The sequence below is a fragment of the Bradyrhizobium sp. LB8.2 genome (assembly GCF_040548035.1).
Classification (GTDB): domain Bacteria; phylum Pseudomonadota; class Alphaproteobacteria; order Rhizobiales; family Xanthobacteraceae; genus Bradyrhizobium.
In genome coordinates, this window is record NZ_JBEPQV010000041.1 from 25,140 (window position 1) to 44,806 (window position 19,667).

A 19,667-nucleotide genomic window follows, 5' to 3' on the forward strand; every position below is an offset into this window, starting at 1 on the left:
GCTTCACGCCGTTGGCCCGGGCGACCGAACGATCGTCAGCTTTCATTGATCTTCCCCCTCAGGTGGCTTCCTCTCACCCTTGAGGAGCTACTCCAATCGATCATCGATCGAACATCGCGGCCCCCGGCATGTGGCGTTCCGCAAACGGCGACACAATTACGCAAAACCCGTCACTATTGACGAGCCTGGGAGCGATATAGGATCAGAAAGCAAATTAACGAAGGCGGATCGAGAATTCATGAGATGGCGCGCCAAATCGCATGACATGGCCGTCGGAGCGTCCGCTGGCATCAGTTCGGCACAGGCCGAAGCGGATCGCGTAGATATTGAAGGCGTGTTGCAGGCCTATGAGACTGCGTTGAATACGTCGAATGCCGAGGCGGTAATGAACTTGTTTACATCCGGCGCCGTCTTCATGCCACAGTATAGCCCGTCATCGAGAGGCACCGATGAAGTACGTGCCGCCTATAATCAGTTATTTCTATCGATCACCTTCTGTGTCGAGCTACAGGTCGAAGAGATTGTGCAAATCGCACCGAATTGGGCGTTCGTTCGGACAAGCTCAGATGGGTGGATAATTCCGCTTACTACGGGAGTACGCACCTCCGACGCAAACCACGAACTTTTCATTTTCGAAAAGGACGATGACCACGAGTGGAAGATTGCCCGATACTGCTTTTCTACGACGAATCCGCCACGTCAATAATTTAGGGCCCAGTGCCGGGCCGAGTCGGCAGTCTCGCACCAAAAGGCCGGTTAGCCAAAGCCCTCGGCGATCATTCAACCGCCGCCCGCAATGTCAGTTTGAATGAGCAATGGTCCGCTCCGTCAAGTCTACGGTGCGCGGACTTTGGGCTATCGATTCATTGTGCGGTAACTAGCATTATCTCTTCCGGGAAGCGGAGCGCCCTCGATGTGACCGACAGACTAAGGCCCTTGGAGGTCCGTCTTGAGCATAGAATCGCCGGCCTATATCGTTTCTAACAGTGCGCCGTTTTCGGACTGTTCGAGCGAGGCGATAAAGTGAATCTGACTAACCGATTTCCCGTGTCCAGAGTCCTCATGGAACACGGTCCATTCGATGATGTCGCGCTGAAATTATACGAAGCGCTTTACCGTCATCTCCTCTAGATCGAGCTCTTGTTCGATCGCGTGCAGCACGATGTCATGAATTTGGTCGGCACGATGCATCCGCAACAATTCTTTGCGACCAGCGGAAATTGCGGCCAGGACGGCCGTAAAGTGATCGGCACGATGCGGCGCCAACATTTCGGGGTCTTCCGAGAAGCGTTTCGACGCCCTCATCCGGTGGGAATATTGCTCCATCAAGCGTGGATGACGGTGGCTTCCGTCCGATTCAAGCGACTCTTTCTCGACCGCCGCCAACTGAGCGGCGGCAATGCGGGCACGGGCATCCGCCTCGGAAAGTTTCGAATTGATAGGTGCGGCCATTCCGGTTCCGGCGACGAGCCGTACGAGCGGCGCTAGGGTTGCGCCTTGCAGAAGCACCGTCGCGAGGATGACCGCAAACGTCACCGCCAGGATGAGATCTCGCCCGGGAAAGGCCTCGGGAAGCGAGAGAGCCGCGGCGAGACTGACCACTCCCCGAATTCCTGCCCAACTCATGATGAAGGTCACGGATAGTGGAGGATAGGGGTCCCGTGCACGAAGCGTCGGGATCAACGCTCGGGGAATATAAGTTGTCGGGAAAATCCACCCGAACCGTGCGAAGATCACGGCCGCGACGATCGCCATGGTTGTTGGCAGAAGCTCGAGCAGGGCATCGGACCCGCCAAGCCTAACCAGCATACCGCGGAGCGAGAGGCCTATCAGGACGAAAATCAACGATTCCAACAGGAACACGACGGCGCTCCAAACCGCCGTCGATCGTATACGAGTGACAGCGGACAAGAGGTCATGCTGACGCCACCCCATGATCATGCCGTAAGCCACAGTCGACAGCACTCCGGAAACGCCGATTTTCTCCGCCGCGATGTACAAGATCCACGCAGTTAGAAACCCCCAGACGACCGAGAGGTCCGTATCGGCGATGTGCTTGAAGACAACGATGGAAACACCCGCGGAAGCGACTCCTAGCGCCACTCCGCCAACCGCGAGCCAGGAAAACTCCAATGCAGCGTGGGTCAGACTGAATGCCCCCGTTAATGTTGCGGTGACTGCGAGCCGGAAAAGAACTAGTCCGGTCGCGTCGTTGACTAGGCTTTCTCCCTCCAGCAGCACCAGTACTCGTCGCGGCAAAGGCAACTTCTGCAGTATTGCCTTCGCCGCTACAGCGTCTGGCGGCGAGACAATTGCGCCCAGAGCAAAGCAGGCTCCCCATGGCAGACTTGGTTGCACCAGATGCGCCACCAATCCGACGACTAGCGTCGTGAAGACGACGGCTCCCACGGCGAGTTGCATTATGATTCTCAAGTCCGCGCGAAAATCCCGCCAGGCGGTGAACCACGCGCTCGCCATCAACAGTGGCGGCAGGAAAAGCACGAGGACCAGATCGGGATCGAGTTCGATATTCGGAGTTCCCGGCATCATCGCAAGACCTATCCCGCCGGCAATTAGTGCTGCGGCGCGAGGAAGTCGTAGCGTTTGCGCGAGCATCTCAAGAACAACGATCATTGCGATCAGCAGCAATATGATCTCGAAGCGTTCGACAGAGAACATTTCTTCCTTGTTTGATCGTTGCCGATTCGGAGATCCGATCGGGCGTTGTAGATTAGGCGAGTTTGCCGCTGGCGCGAGCGCGTGCCCTAATCGGCAAAGGATGTTTCGGGTACCGGAGACCGGGCTCCGAATATAGCGAATTTCTCTCGCCACATCAGTTTAAAAAGGGATATTCGCGTTCCACTTTTCGCGACACAGAGACTCAAATGTTGCGGCTACCGGACGCCGTTTCAAAACGATATCGAATTTCGGGAGAGTATTTCTCGGCGTCTGGATCGAGGCGTCTCTATGAGAGACCGGCCGAGACTTCTCATCTTATCGGCGCTCGGAGCGCGGCTATGCCGATCTCACGCCCAGGGCAGAACCTCACAGATGTTTCGCCCATCAAGGGCTACTGGTTCCGTCAGCTAAGAGCCAATGCCACGATAGCGGCGACTAGGCTCCGAAATCTTGGCATCTCTAATTTTACGTTGAGTATGTTTCGGAGCATCGCGTGCCATGGTCTCGAGATGATCGGGAGGCGAGGCTGTCACCCCGAGCGCCGGCGAGAGCACGAGCTGCGGTCACCGATGGCACACTGCAATTACTTCTGAAGCAACGTCACGAAGCCGAGCCAGTCGCTTGGATCTCCACTTGGGAACTGGATGCGTTGGTCGACCTAGCCCTGGGAGCTCCCGGCAACGTTGTCGGTCGTGCGCTCTTTCGACACCTTCCCGCGCTTTTCGAGTTCGACCATGATCATTACCTGCGCCTCGTCCGTTTCTGCTGGTCTCGTTTCCGACCCTACCTCGACCGACCAGTCTTTTGGTCCGTGTTACCGGGCGAAAGCGCAACCGAGAAATTCCAGCGTGCTTGCGTCGAGGGGTGTCTGGAAGCGACCCTGGACGAGCACTTCTGGCTGCGAGAATCCAAGGTAGATTCAGAGGCACTGATCGACGATCTCGCAGCCGCACTCGGGGCGAACGTCGGCACATTTGCGTTCAAGGACGTCGGAGAGAAGGACCGGCTCCGAATAAGATGCCACGCAGCAGTGCCGTTCGGCGCGACGGAAAGCGAGACACAGCGACAGGACCGCGGTACCGACGAACCGCCGCCGGCACGAGCGGAAGAAATCCGCGCCGCCTTCAACACTCCGTTCTGGCCGCATGTCCTGGTGACGACGTCAGTCGGGCAAGAAGGCCTTGATTTCCATAGCTGGTGCGATCGGTTGGGTCACTGGGACCTGTGTTCGAGCCCGGTCGATCTCGAACAGCGCGAAGGACGCATCCAGCGGTTCGGCGGCCTGACCGTTCGTAGGCCTCTGGCCGAAGCTCTCGGAAGGACGGCGTTGCGGGAATCGCGTGAACTTGGATCGTCGCCTTGGGATACGATCGCGCGGGAGGCGGACAAGTCCTACGGCGACGAGACGGGCGTGAGCCCGTGGTGGACGATGCCGAACGCCGAATTCAAACGTCATCTCTTCGCGCTTCCGCAGAGCCGCGATTTGAATCGGTTCGCGCGATTGCGAAATCAGCGGCTGCTCTATCGCCTCGCGCTGGGACAACCTGATCAGGAGGATCTGGTGGATCTTCTGACCAATCACGATGCCGAAAGCGCGAAGGAGTTGCGAACTCTCACATTGGACCTTTCGGCATTTTCGCATCGCAAACACCGAGAATAGACAGGTGGCGATATGTCCATACCGTAGACAATATTCAGAAGGATCTTCCCGCCGGATTGGCCTAGCGGCGTGATCGAGCTGTGGTTAAATTCGTCGATAACCCGGGTCTCCGGCGACTTCCGTACGTTCCCGCTTCTTACGGGTTTGCCGGGCCGTCCGTATCGCAGGTGAGTATGGTCGGCGCACAGCAATCCACCGCTTTCAAAGTTTCTTTTCAAGATGACATTTGCAGGGCTTCCGGTTGCGCCTCTGCAAGAATGCGATCAACTGCCTTTTCGACGCTTGATCGATGGAGTCTCGAACCGCAGGAACTTCTCTGCGACGAGCAAGTCGACCGCAGCCTGGATGGCAAAATTTCCCTCTTAGGCAGCCTTGTCCGACGTTCGTGACCGTCGATCGTTGTGGAGGAACGCCAGAGCTCGCTCGAAGACGTCGTTACCGACGACCCGTTCCACCCGCAGTGCGCTTCCGTGGACGTCGTACGTCGGAAATAGATCCATCCAGGCCGAGGTGACGTCGACCGGAAAGAAGCCGTATTTCTCGCCTTCCATTTTGAACGCGTGTCCCTGGATATAGAGGCGCACCTCGCGGTCCATCGAAATTCGGCGGCACTCGGTTCTGAACCGATGTCTCCATCCGTGGTTGGGCGCCACCGTGCCTTTCTCTATTTCGGCGACCTTGCGCGCCCACTCGGCGAGGCCTTCGGCGCGCGTCTTGTGCACGATGAGGCGCTCGTCCTTCAGTTTTTCGACGCCGAAAAACAAGGGCATCCCCTCGCGTCGTCTGACGAAATCCAGGAAGCCCTGCTCGACGAGATGGCGGTGGATCGGAACGATGCGCGGACGACCGTTCTTGCTCTCCTCGATGTCGATCGCCCATGCGCCGGCTTCGAACACGATGTTCCTCGACTCCAGCCGGGTCATCTCGGCGACGCGCGCACCGGTGTAGGCGAGCAGCCAGGGCACCCAGCGGCGCGTGTTGGCGACATCCTCGGAGACGTCGGCGTGAGACTTGAGGCTGGCCTTCAGGATCGCGTAGACCTCGCCGTCGCGCAGGTCCTTCTCCCTCTTGCGGGGCAGCGGCTCGCCGTCGGGGACGATCGCATCGCACGGATTGACGCGGATAAGACCCTGCTTCCGCGCGGAATTGAAGATCGTCTTGATTGCGGCGAAGTATCCGTCCTTGATGCGCAGATCGCTCAGTCTCCGCACGATCTTCAGGTGCTCGATCCATTTGCGAAGCTGATCGACCGTTACCTCGGACACTTCGTTGTGTCCGGCGAAGGCAATGAACTGGTCGACGCACGCCTTGAACGAGGCGTGGGTTTCGGGCTTTACGGTCGGCGTCCGCCGGGTCCACGCGGCGCACAGGCCCGACAGCGTGGTGCTCTCGGCGTTGGGCCAATCGGGATAGAGATCTTCGTCCTTATCGGCCCGAAGGTCGCCGCCCGCTTTCCTGATGGCGACGCGACATGCGTGCTTGGCGGCGTCCTGCGCGGCTTCGATCAATCCCCATCGGACGCCGAAGCTCACGATCAGCCCGCGCGCGGCCAGCACGGCGTCCACGTGATCACCGTGGAGGAATTCGAGGCGATCGTCGTCGAAACCGGGAGAGGTGAACTCCCGCTCGATCTCGCCGTCGATCTCCTGCATGACGCGCAGCGTATGGCCCGCGCCCTCGCGCGTGTTCGCGTCGCCTGGCGGATAGAGCTTGAGCCAGCGTCTATGGATCTCTCCGGCCAGCGCCTGGATATGGATTCGCGTGAGTTCGGTCGTTCGGCCGCTCCGCAATTCCGCCCACCTGGCTTCGACGGCCTGGTGGTGCTTTTCCCACGCCGCCTTGGCGAAGGCCTCGTTTCGCCCGAGGCGCTTCTTTTCCTCACGTTTGTCGCGCTTCGGACCTTTGCCCCCGGAGTTCGCGTCCAGTTCCCGCAGCACGCGTCGGACATCGTCGGGAATCCGGCGACGGTAATGGTACACGCCGCCGCTGTCGCGGATCGGTCCTCGCTCCTTCTCTTCCTTCTTGTGCACGAGACGCCCACCGGTGCCGGGCGGCGGGTGCCGGCCGGACGTCCATTTGCGCCCCGATCCGTGAAATATTCCCTAAGCCCCGCCTGCCCGCCTCCGGTTGTAACGGCCCTTCGACTGACGTCCAGATGGGCGATCTCGCCCCCAGCTTCACCTGCGGAAACAGGGCCACCGCATGACGACGATACCCGCGCCGGAAGTGCCGCGGCCGAAGAGCAACGCCGCCCAGATCGTATCAACATGATCCGTCATTCAGCATCTTCTCGATCTTGAGGACGTCGTCGGGCGAGTTCAGCACGAGCACGCGGATGCCGTGGTCGCGCTGGTCGGCATCCGGCTGATTCCACGGCAGGTATGGCTCGCAGATCGGATCGATGATCCGTTCGAGATCGACACTGTAGTCCCGAACGACATCCCACCCGTCCTCGTCGAACGTCAGGCTGATGGAGCCGTTCTTTTTCTCCTTGTGGACGGCCAGTTCGGCGCACTCGACCTGCCAGAGATAGTCGAGGATGCCGTCGCGGTCGGTTGAGCGCTCGAACTCGGGCTCGTCGTCCTGCAGGTCGCAGGTGATCGTGTAGCCGTCCGCCAACAGGGCGTCGACGAGCTTGGTCGCGATCTCGCGGTCGATCCGGCGCACCTCGCGCGCTCTGGCCACCCGGCCGAGGCGTTCGTCGAAGCTCTTGTCGCTGTCGACCCGGCCCTCCCAATAGAGATGATTGAACCGGATGACCTGGGCCGCGATCATCTCCATCGCCGCCGCCTTGTCGCGGTCGGCGTCGCCGCTGCGGACGACGGTGGCGTGCAGCCGTTCGTTGAACGACCTGTCGGCCCGGCGCCTGTCGGGAAAGGCCGTCAGGACGTGGTGCGTGGAGGTCCCGTAGTCGGTCTCTTGCATGTTGGTCTTCCAACCGCTCTCGTAGCCGAAGACGACCTTCATCGCCTCCATGGCCGACAGCCCCCGTGCGATCACGGTGTCGTCCTTGTCGATGTAGTCCTCGGGAAGGTAGAGAGTGTAGGTCTGCATCTTGGTCATGATGCCTTGCCTCCAATGACGTTGTTACGGCGCGATACGGGGAACCGGACGAGGCGCCCGTCGAAGAACGCGCGCGGGTCGTGCTCAATGATCTCCTCGAAGAATTGCAGTGCGCGGACGTGATCGGTCGCAAGACGGGTCGTGCGCGGAACCACGCCGCGCAGGACAGGCTCGAAGGCGCCTCCGATCAACCGACGGCGACCGATGACGTATTCGCGGAAGGCGCCCCGGTCGCGGTAGAACATGATGGCGCTGAGCTCGCGGCGATGTTCCAGCGCGATGATGAGGGCCTGAGCGATCGTCACATTGTGCGCGATGGTCTCCTCGCCACCGTCGCGATTGACGATCATCGCGTACTTCTTGCCGTCCAGGCGGCGCGGCGTGGCGATGTAGACCGAGCGCCAGGGGTCGCTGGCCGCCGGGACGCGATCGGTCGTCGGTGTCTCGTCCATGTTCGCGCTCCTATGCGTGCCCCGGGCGACCGAACGCGAACGCGTACTTCTCGCGCCGGCGGCGTTCCTTCGCGGTCCGGTACTTGTCCGGGTCGATCGAGTCCGCGAACGCCTGCGCCGCGCCCTCGACCGTGATCCTCCTGATCGCCTTCCTCTCGATGCCGGGGCTGGCGAACGCGCGCAGCAACTTGCCGACCGTGACGGCATCCATCCTCTCGAACGCCCGGCTCACCGCCTCGCTCTGGCGCGCGCCCGCCTCCCAGTCGAAGTCCCAAAGCGCCTCGAACTCGCCGGGCCGCAGGCCGTCGAGCGACCGGTGGCGCTTTTCCGCGCAACGGTCCAGGAGCCTGCGCACGGTCCCGAGCGGGACGAGCACCACGATGCGATCGGACGCGGGATCGTACCGGTCGAAGCGGACGCCGTGCGGAATTCCGAGCTTGAGCGCCAGCTGGATCGCGAAGGTCTGGCAGAACGATTTCGCGAGCGTCGCGCACTGCTTGGCTGGGTCGGCCGCTTCCGCGAAGAACTTCAGAAAATCCTCGCGGTCGAATTCGTCATACATCTGCAGATACGCGCGTGCCCCGGCGGCGCGATCGCGCGCACCGGACAGCAGCGGCGCCCAGGCCGGCGACGAGAAGCCGGAGAAGTCGGGCATATAGCCCTCGAGCGTCGGAAGCAGACTCATTTCGATTTCCTCTCTCGCGCTACGCGCGCTGTTCCGGATGGTGGGGACCGGGCTGTGACGATGCCTTCCGGCGGATGGCGACGAGGTCCGCGAACCGCGTCCAGTCGACGGCCTCCTCGAACGACAGGCGGACGTCGTCGCCGCCCGTCATCTCGGCGTACAGCCGCTCCTCGATCTCGGGATCGACGAATCCGGCGAGCAGGTCGCAGAGCTCGACCCGCCCCCAGCGTTCGACGGGTTCGGCGAGCCACTGCTCTACGGCATCCTCGGGATAGGGAACGGCACCGCCGTAGGGCGCGAAGCGGTCGCGGATCGAACCGAGGAGCCGTTGGTGCCGCTCTTTCGCGCTGCGTTCGAGCAGCTTGCCGGCGCTGCCGACCGGCATCGTGGCAAGGATGAAGTCGGTGGTGCCGCCGCCCGCGGCCGCCGGGATGTCGAATTCGGAGAACGTCAATCCGAGCTTGAACCCCAGCCATCGCGAAATGTCCGCGTCGAAGCGGCGGCAGTAGCGCGTGGCGAGCGCGGCGAAGAAGCGCGAGGCCTCGCTGGTCTCGCGCAGGATCGCCTCGAGATCGGCGGCGGTCAGTTCGTCGGCGCCCTCGTACCTCGCGAAGCGCTCCGCGCACCTGTCCAGCGAAAACGGGAACAGATTCTCCCAGCGCGTGCCGTGGAAGCCGCCGAAGCCCGGCAGGAACGTCGTCAGTCTCGTCGTCTCGGTCATGTCATGCCCTCCCTGCGGTATGCCGGCGCGCGAAATCTTGGTCGGTCACGACGCGGCCGTTCCAGAACTGGTAAGGATGCTGCAGCAGCATCTGCTCGAAGACCTCCATCGCCCGATCCGCATCGAGACCGGGAGAGCCCGAGCGGCGCACCACGGTGTACGTCGCGCATTCGAAGTCGCCTCCGCCCGCGGGGCGTAGTCCGATCGCGAAGTGACGCAAAGGGCCGATGTCGCTGTGGGCGATCGTGGCCCTGCCCTTGCCTCCATATTCCAGCGCTAGGACCAGCGCGCGGATCAGCGGCACGCCGCGCGCCACGACGGCGGCGGCGGCACCGTCGCCGTTCTCGATGAACATGGTGTAGGTGACTTTCGACATCGCGTTTCCTCTAGACCACGTAGCGCGGCAGTTTTTCGATCTCGCGGAGCGCCACGAGCGGCCAGGTCTCGCCGTAGTCGTCGGCGGTCTTCGCGCCCGCGTGGCCCTGGATGATGTTGCGGACGTCCTGGGGCATGCCGACGAAGCGGGCGACGCTGGAGAAGCGGTGGCGCCAGCCGTGGGACGGGGCGACGCCGACGTCGATGCCGAGCGAACGCACCCACTCCGCGATGCGCTCTGCGACCTTCTTGTGGTGCGGATTTGAATCCTTGCCCCCGCGGCTGCGGCCGGGGTCGTAGAACAGCGGCCGCTTGCCGCGCGACTTCGCGTAGTCGAGCAGTCCCTGCTCGATCAGGTGGCCGTGAAGAGGCACTTCGCGGTACGTGCGCGTCTTGTTGTTGGCGCCGCGGATGCGGATCATCCAGATGCCGTCGCGCTTGACGAATTCGGCGGCGGTCAGCGGCGTGAGTTCGTTGATGCGCGCGCCGGTGTAGGCGCCGATCCACGGCAGCCAGCGGCGCGCCGCCTTCATCTCGGCGCTGATCAGATGCGAGAACGGCCCCAGCGTCGCGGTCAGGATCTTCGCCGCCTCGTCGCCGTCGAAGCCCTTCTCGCGCTCCTTGACCTTCTTCTTCACGCGCACCTTCACCTCCTTGGTGGGGTTCTCGGCGAGCAGCCCCTGGTCGACGGCGAACTGCAGCGTCGCCTTGGCCGCGGCGAGGTAGACGTCGCGGACCGTGACGTTCTTCATGCCGCCTTCGAGAAGCGCGTCCTTCCAGGCGACGATGTCGGCGCGCGTGATCGCGGCTGCGTCGTCGTGGCCGAGATGGCCGATCAGCCGCTCGACGACCGGGGTCCAGCGCTTGACGGTCGCGGGCGAGAGCTGGGCTTCCTTTGCGTAGGACTTGAAGAGGAGGCGCAGCGGCACCGGCGGCTTCGGCGCGCCTTCGGCCGGCGCCGTGGGCGAGACTGCCGTCGCGGACACCGGTGACAAGGCGGGCGCGGCCGGCACCGACGCGGTGTCGGTGGCCCGCCGGCTCCGGCTCGCGGCCCGCCGCGGACACGCGCGAGAACTTGGCGTCCAAATAGGAGGCGAAGCGCTCCGAATTCGTGATGCGCGTGCCGTCGATCTCGGCCCATGCGCGCCCGAGCCGCGCCAGCTCTTCGAGGTTGCGGATCCGCGCCATGGCGGGATCGCGCGTCTGCAGCGAGAACTTGATCTCGCTCTTGCCGACGACGTCCTTCAATCGTTCGGGGACGCGTTTCCGGAACAGATAGATTCCGCTTTCCGGATGGCGCTTGGGCGTAAACGATGCGTTAACCATGATCCGTGTGTACCGACGTTGTGTACCGACGGTGGATCCGGAAAACCCTTTGGATTCAAAAGGTCCGCTGTTTTCTAGGGTTTTCGAGGGGGATGGCGGAGAGGGAGGGATTCGAACCCCCGATAATTCGGCGCGGCTTCGGCAATCATTGCCACTCGCTCACAGCTCAAATCCGACTGCTCACCGCAGCGATATCGCTTTGTTTGGTAAGATCAGTTCGCCGTCACGAGTTGATCAAGGACCGTTCCGGATGTAACAATGAGACATCCCTTGCGTCGAAACACTGATCGGCCAAGTTCGGAAAATCAATGGGTTACGCTGGAATTGGTAGCGGGAGAGGCGAACCCCCGACCCCAGGATTATGATTCCTACGCTCGCTCATCTGGTCCGGTCATTGCCTCTTGTTTGGTGGCGCCCCTCTGCATCGACGCCCTCCTCCTCGCCGCGGCGGCGGGTATTGGCAAGCTCCGAAAGCTCATTCTTCAGCGCATGCCGAAGGGTTTCGACAGCAGGCATGTCGTTGACGAATTGGCGAACCTGGCGCGCAAGCTCGTGATCTGCTGCCACGCCAGAGCGCTGTAGCTCGGCGGCATAGTCGAGATATCGCTGCCGGATCGCATCCTGACGTGACTTAATCTTTTCGTCCCAAGGCCGTTTCACAGCCTTGCCGCCCCTCACCTCCGAAAGCACATCCGTGCGGGCGAACCGATCGACATCGGGCGTGATCTTTCGCGTGCGCAAAGCGAGCACCGGCCCGCGATCAGCTTTTCGAACCCGCCCGCGGGTTCGCCGTGGCGTTGCCTCCGCTGCGATCCCGCGAAGCCGGAGCTCGCCAGCAAACCGCTCCCGCCAGGCCTGAAGATCCGCCTTGCGAGGGTTGAGGCGCTTGCCGTCATGGCCCAGCGACCGAACAGTCAAGTGCACGTGGGGATGCTTGTCGTCGAGGTGCTGGACGAAGACGTAGTCGTGATTGTAGCCGAACGTCTCGATGGCAAATGCCCGGGAGGAATCCTTGACTGCGCCGGCGTCGGTGCCAGCCGGCATCGACAGGATGATGTTGACCGAAAGCGATGCATCACGCCGGCGCTTGTCGTCGAGACCGGCATCGTCCTCCCAGCGTTGCTGCAGATCTTTCAATCCGGAACGACCCGCCAACGTCGCGCCCTGCTCTGTCTCCGCCTCGAGCTCACCGTTTCGCGTGATGTAGGCAAGGTGCGACTTGAGATGAGCCACGCCCTTGGTGCGGCCGGTGATTTTGACCATGACCTCTGGCGCTCGGCGCACGATGCGCTCGAGCTTTGCGCGCATCGCCGGCGTAATGCGACTCCGAGCCGTCGGATCGGGGGTATCCCACTCGGCCCGCCGCGGGCGGCGATTGGGCGTTTCCCAGACATAGGAGATCGGCGGAAGTTCGGAGGCCAGGTCGCTCGGCCGCGGCGAGGAGCGCCGACTCATCGGCGTCCATCCCAATAATCCGCGTTGCCGTGCAGCGCATTACGTAGTTGGGCGAGCTCTGTTTCAATGACCAATGTGGCCTCTCGAATTGCGGACAGATCGAGCTCAACCGCCCTGCCCTGCAGCACGCTGGTGTTTGCCGCGCGCGCGATCTGGTTGATGTTGCCGCCGATCCGGTTGAGCTCACGAACGATAGCGCGAAGCGCGTCATGCTCGGTCGGGGAATGCTGCACTGGAGACCCCAATCGTGAGCGCACCAGGGCGACGATCCAGCCGGTTCGGGTCATGCCACGCTGATGAGAAACTTCCGCGAGCTGCCGCATCTCGCTCTCGCGAAATCGCACCGTCACTTTCTCCGGTCGCCCGACAGGCAACGCCAAGATGCGCGGCGCTGGCGCAGCTAGGGCATTAGCAATGAGACGCCGCAGCAACGCGGACTTGCCGCCCTGGGTAGCTGCAAGAACTGAGAACTGCGCCGCGACTTCGTCGGGGACGCGAAGCGAGATCAGAGCCATGCACTCCAATCCCAATCGCGATGTAATACATCGCTGGCGCGAAGCCTATCCTGCACTAGAAAAAGCGAATCTATCCACCCCCTCCATGTTGGTTCAAACCAACACGCTCGGCATTCAAAGCTCGGGCGTTGCTGCAAGTGAGATCCAACGTGACCGAAGATCGATGCGGAGAATTGCTCTTCGAATGACGCAGCCGCCGCCCCGAATCCTTGCTCTCCACGAACGCCGTGCGCGCAGATCGGCAACATCGGCACCGAATATGTGGACCGCGGCTTTCCAGCAGCCTCCGGCCTCTCTACAGCGCTGTGGGGGGCGCGTTCGGCCTCCGGCTGCTGCGCTGGCGCGCCATCCTTCGGATGGGAAATCCGCTCCGCCGTCGCGCCAACTATGGCAGCGTTTCTGAGGAGGCTGTCTAAAACCAGCTTCATGCGAACAGGATCTCTTCGATTGTGATGGTCGATACTGGAACCTCTTCCGCTACTTCTGCGCCATCAACCAACAGTACTGCGTGCCGAGAGCCTTGAGACGCGAGTCGATCGACCAGAAGACAGCCAGTGCGATCTTGGTGACGCACTCTGATCGTTAGAGATGTGCTCATTCGCTCGTTCCGATCGGCCGAAGAGTTGGGGAGCTTTTCCGCGATCGCCGTCACGCGGTCTCTCTCCATGGGTCGCAATGCCACTTGCGGTGCGATCGGGCTTCGTGCCGGTTGAGCTCCAGGCGACCCTTCGCTATCAGCAGGCGATCCGCGGACTTCCGTGCGGACTTTGCGAGCCAGTTGACGAGCGTGCGCGTCGGTAAAGCTCTCCTGTGCTGCGCATATGGTCTCGACAGCGTTGGGCTGTTCGCGCCAAGCCTGGTAGAGTTCATACACAGCACGGATTGACGAGCCGGCAAGTTTCGACCGGAGGAACTCCGGCATACTCTGGACCGACGCGTAGCGAGACACCCAGTCCCTCGGCTTGCCGAGCTTGCGCGAGATGTCGGCTTGGTTATCACCCTGCTCCAAGCGGCTCGCGATGAACGCCGCAATTTCGGGGGCATTGAGGTCATCGCGCTGGATATTCTCGATCATCTGAACATACCGATCCGCAGCCCCAACGGCATGAATGAAAGCCGGAATGTCGCGGAGCTCGGCGCGCTTCGCAGCACGATACCGCCTCGCACCCATGATGATCACGTACCGGCCTTCCTCTGTCGCTTGCCTCAGCACGATCGGTTGCAGCACGCCATGCTGACGGACTGATTCCGCAAGCTCCTCGAGCTTCTGTTCGTCGAAGCTGCGACGAGGCTGGTCCGGATCTTCGTCAATACGGTCGATGGCGATGCAAGCCGGTTGTCCGATTGTGGCGGCACCATCTTCCGCAGCGTCGATGAGCTGCTTAAAGCTGAGATCAAGCGCCATGTGCCGGCTCGTCTATCTGCGCGACGATCTTGGCGAGAACATCGCGGATTTCCCGACCAGCCTCTTGCGCAGAGCGGCGCTTCAGCTTCCAGACCGGCAGACGTTCAGCGACGGCCTCAGCGTAGCCGTCCCTTGCAACGATCTGGCCCGGGAACACATATTTGCCAGCCTCGCGCAGGAGCTGCTCAAGATGCGATCTTTGACGGGGCGACTTCGTGTTGAAGTTTGAGGGCAGTAGTCCGAGGAACTTCGTGTCCCGGCGGCCATAGCGCCTCTGCACGCCGATCACGGTCTGCATCAGCCCTTTGACGCCCTTGATCGAATAGTCCTCCAGATAAATAGGAGCCAGGACATGCGACGCCGCAACTAAACAGCCGACACTGCGCAGCCCAAGCGATGGCGGGGTATCGATCACACAGGCGTCGAACTGATCCGACGCGATTGCGAGGTTCTCTTGCAGAGCGGTTATGGCGGTCGCATTGCTACGATCGAGGTCAGTCAGCGAGCTATCGGCCGGCGCGAGCGTTAGGCCTTCGTCTTCCCGAGGCACAATCCGTATCCCCGGCTTGAACAAATCCGCGGCCAACGTTGAACCGGCATACTGCCTTAACGTATCCGACGCATTGCTCTGCGCATCAACGTCGATCACAAGTACGCGGAGGTGCGCTTCCGCCATGAACCAAGCCAAATGCACAGCAAGCGTCGTCTTGCCGACCCCGCCCTTTTGATTGTTGATGACAATGGTCTTCATCTTGAGGCCCGAAATGGGTCTAACGGCGCGGGAGTCATGTCCTTGTCCTCATGTCGTGGGGGATGTTGGTTTGAACCAACAGACGATTGCGAATCCGACCACCGGAACAATCCCGAAATTCATCCGGCGAATCCCCTGCCAGAAGAGTCAGGTCAGTTCTCGCCATCGAGGGGTGCAAACTCTGGCAAGCGAGGCTGGGATCGTGCTCATTGCTGGATCACTGCTGTCGACACAGTCGCGAGAGGATCGTCACGCGACGCGCGGAGACCGCTTGCGGGCTCCGGGAGCGTCGTCGTGGCGGCGCGAGTAGAGCCGTCCCCGAACGGCTCGCCCAAGCGGAAACTGTAAGCGCGAACCCGCTGGCTCCGAGGCTCGACTTCGAGTTAGCGCCACCAACTTGACGCTTCGCGGCCGAGTAATATACTAGTGTTCCAACTCGCATTGGAGGAACGCTTGGACCGACGCACGCCGCGCGATCGCGGCCGCCAAGACGGCCGTCCGAACAGCTCCACCCCAGGTGAGGTCGGGGCGGTTCTGCTGAGGCGCAATACCATCGCAGAGCAGATCCATGCCGTCCTGCGGCGCGACATCGTCTGCGGTCGGCTGTCGCCACGCGCGAGCCTAACCGAGCAGGAACTGGTGCATCGTTTTCGCGTCTCGCGAACGCCGATCCGCGAAGCCATGATCAAGCTCGCTGACGAAGGCCTGGTCGAGATTTTTCCGCAGTACGGCTCCTTCGTCGGACCGATCAAACTCGCCGAGGTGTTGGACAGCCAGTTCGCGCGCGAGACGCTTGAATGCGCGGCGGTGGAAAAGGCGGCCGCGCGCGTCGAGCCCAGGCAGGCCGACGACCTGAAGGCGCTTCTCGACCGGCAGCGCGCGCTACAGAAGGCTGGCGACGAGGAGGGTTTCTTCCGCGCCGACGAGGCCATGCATGCCCATATTTTTTCGATCGCCGGTCATCCAACCGCCTGGCAGTTCGTAGCCGGGGCCAAGGCACAGATGGATCGCGTGCGATACCTTGCCATGACGCTCCTGCGCAAGCAGCCATCCGTCATCGACCAGCACGTCCTGATTGTCGACCGGCTCTGCGCCCGGGACCGCGACGGCGCGGTGGCGGCCATGCGTACGCACATGCGAGGAATCCTGAAGACCATCGAGATTCTCAGGGGTGAGAAGTACGACTATTTCGCCGAAGGGGAAGGAGATCCGCAGCCAAGGCGCGAAGCGCTCGATCAAGCAGCCCGGAAGCGGCCGCGAAAAGTACAAGCCGACAACGAACCATAAGCATCGCGCAAAACGTTGCGCGCCAATTTCAAAAGGGAGAGAGAACGGCCATGACATTTGCACCCACTCGCCGCAGCGTCGTCGCGGGCCTCGCCGGCTCGTTCGCCTTCAACGGTCGCGCTTTCGCGGCGTCTCCGCCGCTGCCGTCCTCCCCCGTTTCCCTGAACATCGTCGACGTTGCCGGCAACCTGGCTTTGACGCAGAAGGCGATCGAGGCCTACCGCGCCAAGAAGCCCAACCTCGTCTCGAAGATCACCTTCACCAAGGCGCCGGCGCCGGAGCTGCCCGGCAAGATCAAGGCGCAACAGGGCGCTGGCCGGGTCGACATTGACGGCGTGCTGACCGGCATCGATGCGCTCTCAGCGGGAGTCGACCAGAACCTCTGGATTCCGACCGTGACGGACTACGCGGACAAGCTGCCGAAACTCGACGATATCTATTTGCCGGGCGCGCGCGCCATGCAGGGGCTCGCGGCCAATCAGGGCGTATGCATCGTGTTCTGTCCGGCAGGCCCCGTGATGGAATATATGCCCGAGAAAGTGAAGCAGGTGCCGGGCACGGCCGAGGAGCTGCTCGCCTGGGCCAAGGCCAATCCCAACCGCTTCATGTACGCACGTCCCGCCAATTCGGGTCCGGGCCGCGTCTTCATGATGGGTCTTCCCTACATCCTCGGGGACAAAGACCCGAAGGATCCCAAGGACGGCTGGGACAAGACATGGTCCTTCCTCAAGGAGCTTGGGCAATACGTCGAATACTATCCCGCCGGCACGGGCGCCGTGATGAAGGAGCTCGGTGAAGGCTCGCGCGACATGATCCCCTCACAGATGGGTTGGGACATCAACCCGCGTGCGCTCGGGGTCGTGCCGAAAGAAGCCAAGGTGTTCTTCCTGAAAGGCTTCCACTGGATTCTCGACGCCCACTATCTCTGCATCCCTAAGGGCGTCAGCCCTGACAAGCTCGCGGTGCTGCTCGATCTCATCAACTATCTGCTCGGCAAGGATGCGCAAGCAACCACCTATGACACCGGCTACTTCTATCCGGGACCGGCCGTGAAAGACGTCACGCTGGCGATGGCGCCGCAAGACAGCCAAGACGTCATCAAGGAATTCGGTCGTCCGGAATACGAGGCCGCAATCACCGGCAACCCGCAGGAGCTGCCGCTGACACCCGACAAGCTCGTCTACGCCTTCAGCCGCTGGGATGAGCAGATCGGCGCGCAAAAGAAGAAATGACGTCCGGTGGCCCGCCCTTGTGGCCCTCCGATGAGATCAGCCCGTGCTCCCTGGAGTTCTTGATACATGTCGATTGCAGGACGTGACTTCCGCGAGCTCCGGCTCGAGGACCTGAATCGCAGCTTTGGCATGCTGAACGCCCTCAAGAGCGTCAGCCTGAGCATCAAACGGGGCGAGTTCATCGCACTCCTCGGCCCCTCTGGATGCGGCAAGTCGACTGCACTCAACTGCCTCGCCGGTCTGCTCACGCTGACCGGCGGCAGCATCTGGCTCGACCAGACCCGGATCGACCGGCTCAAGCCGGAAGAGCGCGGCTTCGGCATGGTATTTCAGAACTATGCGCTGTTTCCGCATATGACGGTCCGCCGCAACATCGGCTTCGGGCTCGCCATGCAACGCAAGCCGAAGGAGGAGATCGCGCGCAAGGTCGAGGAGGCGCTTGCCATCGTTCGACTCACCCAGCAGGGCGACAAGCTTCCGGGTCAGCTTTCGGGTGGCCAGCAGCAACGCGTCGCGATCGCGCGCGCCATTGTGATCGAGCCGCCGCTGGTTTTGATGGACGAGCCGCTGTCCAACCTCGATGCCAAGCTTCGACTTGAGATGCGCGCGGAGATCCGCCGCATCCACGACCTAATCGGCTCGGCCACCATCTATGTCACCCATGACCAGGAGGAGGCACTCTCGATGGCCGACCGCATCGTGGTCATGCGCGACGGCATGGTGCGCCAGGTTGGCACGCCGCCGGAACTCTACGCCCGCCCGGCGCATGCCGATGTCGCGGAGTTCATGGGCTATCGCAACTTGCTGCCCGCGCGCGTGCTCGAGGGCAGCGGCGCCGATGGCATCCACGTATCCGTCGGCGGCGCGGCGCTCAAAGGCGTGGCCGTCGAACAGCGCCCCGCCGATCAGGCGATCGTCGCCGTTCGGCCTGACGATCTCAGGCCCGCCAGCGACGGGCCGGTCGCCGCGATCGTGGAGAGCGCGCAGTACCACGGGCGCGATTTCTACTGCTCCGGACGTGCCAGCGACGGCACCGAGCTCTATTTCTGCTCACCGCAGCCGGTACGGAAGGGCGAGAACGTGCTTCTGGCGGCCGATCCTACCCGTGTACTGATCTATCCGGGGGCATCATGACTCATAGCGCCGATCGACTGGCGCGCACCGCGCAAGAGAGCGCTCAAGAGCGGACTCCCTGGCGCGTCCGGCTCGCGCTCCATGACATCGACGGCGTCACCCTTCTGGTGGTGCCTGCGGTACTGTTTGTGCTCGGCCTCTTCGTCTATCCATTCCTCTATGGCTTGGTGCTGTCGTTCAAGCCGCGCGCCGGAGACTTCCTCGCCAACTACAGAAAGTTCTTCTCCGACCCGTTCCTCTACGACACGATCTACGCGACGTTGCGGCTCGCGCTGCCGGCGACAATCATCAACGTACTGATTTCGATTCCTGTCGCGCTCCGCGTGCGCAAGATGCACCGCCGCCGGCTGCTGACAACAATCCTCGTCATCCCGATCACGCTCGGCACGGTGCTGATCGCCGAGGGCCTGCTCAACTATCTCGGCCCGCAGGGCTGGCTCAATCGCACGCTAATGCTGTTCGGCGTGATCAGCGCTCCGCTGCGGCTCTTGCACAACTATACCGGGGTGATGCTCTCGCTGATCCTGTCCGGCTTCCCCTTCACATTTCTGTTGACGCTTTCCTACATCACCGGGATCGATGCGTCGCTCGAGCAGGCTGCGGCCACGCTCGGAGCGACAGCGCGGGCACGCTTCCGACACATCCTGCTGCCGCTGCTGGTGCAAGGGCTCGCCGTCAACTTCTGTCTGTCCTTCGTCCAGACGTTTTCAGTGTTTCCCTCAGCGGTGCTGCTGGGCGCACCGGCCGGCGACACGCGCGTGATCTCAATCGCGGCCTATCAGGCGGCCTACGAGCAGTATGACGCCTCCATGGCCGCGGCGATCGCAATGATCATGGGCTTCGTGCAGCTCGCCGTCGTCCTGCTGGCGCTCGCCGGCCGAAAGCTGTTCTACCGTGGGGCCGCCGGCAGCGGAAAGGGCTAGAGGG

The 19,667-nt window shown here is 62.2% G+C and carries 18 protein-coding genes and 1 pseudogene; 6 read left to right on the top strand and 13 right to left on the bottom strand.

The annotated features are described in order from the left end of the window. Nucleotides 1-238: 238 nt before the first annotated feature. Entirely contained in the window at nucleotides 239-706 is a 468-nt protein-coding gene (locus ABIB06_RS34350; protein ID WP_354052691.1) for a YybH family protein, read from the top strand. Nucleotides 707-1,098: 392 nt separating this feature from the next. On the opposite strand, the gene ABIB06_RS34355 is transcribed toward ABIB06_RS34350, so the two are convergent. Then, nucleotides 1,099-2,679, bottom strand: a complete 1,581-nt coding sequence (locus tag ABIB06_RS34355) for a Na+/H+ antiporter (RefSeq protein ID WP_354052692.1) — start codon at nucleotides 2,677-2,679, stop codon at nucleotides 1,099-1,101. A gap of 649 nt (nucleotides 2,680-3,328) precedes the next feature. Between ABIB06_RS34355 and ABIB06_RS34360 the strand changes: the two genes are divergently transcribed. Further along, the gene (locus tag ABIB06_RS34360; RefSeq protein WP_354052694.1) at nucleotides 3,329-4,339 is read left to right on the top strand and encodes a C-terminal helicase domain-containing protein; all 1,011 of its coding nucleotides are present in this window, start codon (nucleotides 3,329-3,331) and stop codon (nucleotides 4,337-4,339) included. A 362-nt stretch (nucleotides 4,340-4,701) separates the two neighbouring features. Here the strand turns inward: ABIB06_RS34360 and ABIB06_RS34365 are convergent, their stop codons facing one another. From ABIB06_RS34365 to ABIB06_RS34420, 12 genes and pseudogenes are all read right to left on the bottom strand, one after another. Further along, nucleotides 4,702-6,369: a tyrosine-type recombinase/integrase gene (locus tag ABIB06_RS34365; RefSeq protein WP_354052696.1), complete on the bottom strand. Its 1,668-nt coding sequence runs from the start codon at nucleotides 6,367-6,369 to the stop codon at nucleotides 4,702-4,704. 232 nt (nucleotides 6,370-6,601) lie between these two features. Then, nucleotides 6,602-7,402: a hypothetical protein gene (locus ABIB06_RS34370; RefSeq protein ID WP_354052698.1), complete on the bottom strand. Its 801-nt coding sequence runs from the start codon at nucleotides 7,400-7,402 to the stop codon at nucleotides 6,602-6,604. Then, on the bottom strand, nucleotides 7,399-7,854 hold the full coding sequence (locus ABIB06_RS34375; protein ID WP_354052700.1) for a hypothetical protein: 456 nt from the start codon (nucleotides 7,852-7,854) through the stop codon (nucleotides 7,399-7,401). Before ABIB06_RS34375 ends, ABIB06_RS34370 begins: the two co-directional genes overlap by 4 nt. 10 nt (nucleotides 7,855-7,864) lie before the next feature. After that, a complete protein-coding gene (locus tag ABIB06_RS34380; RefSeq protein ID WP_354052701.1) occupies nucleotides 7,865-8,539 on the bottom strand; it encodes a hypothetical protein in 675 nt (224 codons plus the stop codon). Between the two features lie 19 nt (nucleotides 8,540-8,558). Further along, a complete protein-coding gene (locus ABIB06_RS34385; RefSeq protein WP_354052702.1) occupies nucleotides 8,559-9,260 on the bottom strand; it encodes a hypothetical protein in 702 nt (233 codons plus the stop codon). A gap of 1 nt (nucleotide 9,261) precedes the next feature. Beyond that, nucleotides 9,262-9,636: a hypothetical protein gene (locus tag ABIB06_RS34390; protein WP_354052703.1), complete on the bottom strand. Its 375-nt coding sequence runs from the start codon at nucleotides 9,634-9,636 to the stop codon at nucleotides 9,262-9,264. A 10-nt stretch (nucleotides 9,637-9,646) separates the two neighbouring features. Beyond that, a complete protein-coding gene (locus ABIB06_RS34395; RefSeq protein WP_354052705.1) occupies nucleotides 9,647-10,648 on the bottom strand; it encodes a site-specific integrase in 1,002 nt (333 codons plus the stop codon). A gap of 130 nt (nucleotides 10,649-10,778) precedes the next feature. Beyond that, a pseudogene (locus ABIB06_RS34400) lies at nucleotides 10,779-10,961 on the bottom strand (DUF6538 domain-containing protein); the annotation flags it as partial. A 378-nt stretch (nucleotides 10,962-11,339) separates the two neighbouring features. After that, nucleotides 11,340-12,224, bottom strand: a complete 885-nt coding sequence (locus ABIB06_RS34405) for a relaxase/mobilization nuclease domain-containing protein (protein ID WP_354052706.1) — start codon at nucleotides 12,222-12,224, stop codon at nucleotides 11,340-11,342. Between the two features lie 188 nt (nucleotides 12,225-12,412). After that, the gene (locus ABIB06_RS34410) at nucleotides 12,413-12,931 is read right to left on the bottom strand and encodes a plasmid mobilization protein (RefSeq protein WP_354052708.1); all 519 of its coding nucleotides are present in this window, start codon (nucleotides 12,929-12,931) and stop codon (nucleotides 12,413-12,415) included. A 424-nt stretch (nucleotides 12,932-13,355) separates the two neighbouring features. Beyond that, nucleotides 13,356-14,336, bottom strand: coding sequence for a ParB/RepB/Spo0J family partition protein (locus ABIB06_RS34415; RefSeq protein ID WP_354052709.1), 981 nt, complete (start codon nucleotides 14,334-14,336; stop codon nucleotides 13,356-13,358). After that, nucleotides 14,326-15,087: a ParA family protein gene (locus ABIB06_RS34420; protein ID WP_354052711.1), complete on the bottom strand. Its 762-nt coding sequence runs from the start codon at nucleotides 15,085-15,087 to the stop codon at nucleotides 14,326-14,328. The genes ABIB06_RS34415 and ABIB06_RS34420 overlap by 11 nt, the downstream gene beginning before the upstream one ends. A gap of 453 nt (nucleotides 15,088-15,540) precedes the next feature. Between ABIB06_RS34420 and ABIB06_RS34425 the strand changes: the two genes are divergently transcribed. From ABIB06_RS34425 to ABIB06_RS34440, 4 genes are all read left to right on the top strand, one after another. Beyond that, nucleotides 15,541-16,374 (top strand): GntR family transcriptional regulator, encoded by an 834-nt coding sequence (locus ABIB06_RS34425; RefSeq protein WP_354052713.1) that lies wholly within the window; start codon nucleotides 15,541-15,543, stop codon nucleotides 16,372-16,374. A 50-nt stretch (nucleotides 16,375-16,424) separates the two neighbouring features. Beyond that, nucleotides 16,425-17,606 (top strand): extracellular solute-binding protein, encoded by a 1,182-nt coding sequence (locus ABIB06_RS34430; RefSeq protein WP_354069970.1) that lies wholly within the window; start codon nucleotides 16,425-16,427, stop codon nucleotides 17,604-17,606. Between the two features lie 66 nt (nucleotides 17,607-17,672). Then, on the top strand, nucleotides 17,673-18,740 hold the full coding sequence (locus ABIB06_RS34435) for an ABC transporter ATP-binding protein (RefSeq protein ID WP_354052717.1): 1,068 nt from the start codon (nucleotides 17,673-17,675) through the stop codon (nucleotides 18,738-18,740). Next, nucleotides 18,737-19,663, top strand: a complete 927-nt coding sequence (locus ABIB06_RS34440; protein WP_354052720.1) for an ABC transporter permease — start codon at nucleotides 18,737-18,739, stop codon at nucleotides 19,661-19,663. The genes ABIB06_RS34435 and ABIB06_RS34440 overlap by 4 nt, the downstream gene beginning before the upstream one ends. Nucleotides 19,664-19,667 lie beyond the last annotated feature (4 nt).

Coding starts and splice junctions, on each gene's coding strand:
- ABIB06_RS34440 (WP_354052720.1), top strand. CDS start 18,737: ATGACTCATAGCGCCGATCGACTGGCGCGCACCGCGCAAGAGAGCGCT.
- ABIB06_RS34385 (WP_354052702.1), bottom strand. CDS start 9,260: ATGACCGAGACGACGAGACTGACGACGTTCCTGCCGGGCTTCGGCGGC.
- ABIB06_RS34380 (WP_354052701.1), bottom strand. CDS start 8,539: ATGAGTCTGCTTCCGACGCTCGAGGGCTATATGCCCGACTTCTCCGGC.
- ABIB06_RS34355 (WP_354052692.1), bottom strand. CDS start 2,679: ATGTTCTCTGTCGAACGCTTCGAGATCATATTGCTGCTGATCGCAATG.
- ABIB06_RS34405 (WP_354052706.1), bottom strand. CDS start 12,224: ATGGTCAAAATCACCGGCCGCACCAAGGGCGTGGCTCATCTCAAGTCG.
- ABIB06_RS34430 (WP_354069970.1), top strand. CDS start 16,425: ATGACATTTGCACCCACTCGCCGCAGCGTCGTCGCGGGCCTCGCCGGC.
- ABIB06_RS34350 (WP_354052691.1), top strand. CDS start 239: ATGAGATGGCGCGCCAAATCGCATGACATGGCCGTCGGAGCGTCCGCT.
- ABIB06_RS34420 (WP_354052711.1), bottom strand. CDS start 15,087: ATGAAGACCATTGTCATCAACAATCAAAAGGGCGGGGTCGGCAAGACG.
- ABIB06_RS34410 (WP_354052708.1), bottom strand. CDS start 12,931: ATGGCTCTGATCTCGCTTCGCGTCCCCGACGAAGTCGCGGCGCAGTTC.
- ABIB06_RS34435 (WP_354052717.1), top strand. CDS start 17,673: ATGTCGATTGCAGGACGTGACTTCCGCGAGCTCCGGCTCGAGGACCTG.
- ABIB06_RS34370 (WP_354052698.1), bottom strand. CDS start 7,402: ATGACCAAGATGCAGACCTACACTCTCTACCTTCCCGAGGACTACATC.
- ABIB06_RS34390 (WP_354052703.1), bottom strand. CDS start 9,636: ATGTCGAAAGTCACCTACACCATGTTCATCGAGAACGGCGACGGTGCC.
- ABIB06_RS34375 (WP_354052700.1), bottom strand. CDS start 7,854: ATGGACGAGACACCGACGACCGATCGCGTCCCGGCGGCCAGCGACCCC.
- ABIB06_RS34415 (WP_354052709.1), bottom strand. CDS start 14,336: ATGGCGCTTGATCTCAGCTTTAAGCAGCTCATCGACGCTGCGGAAGAT.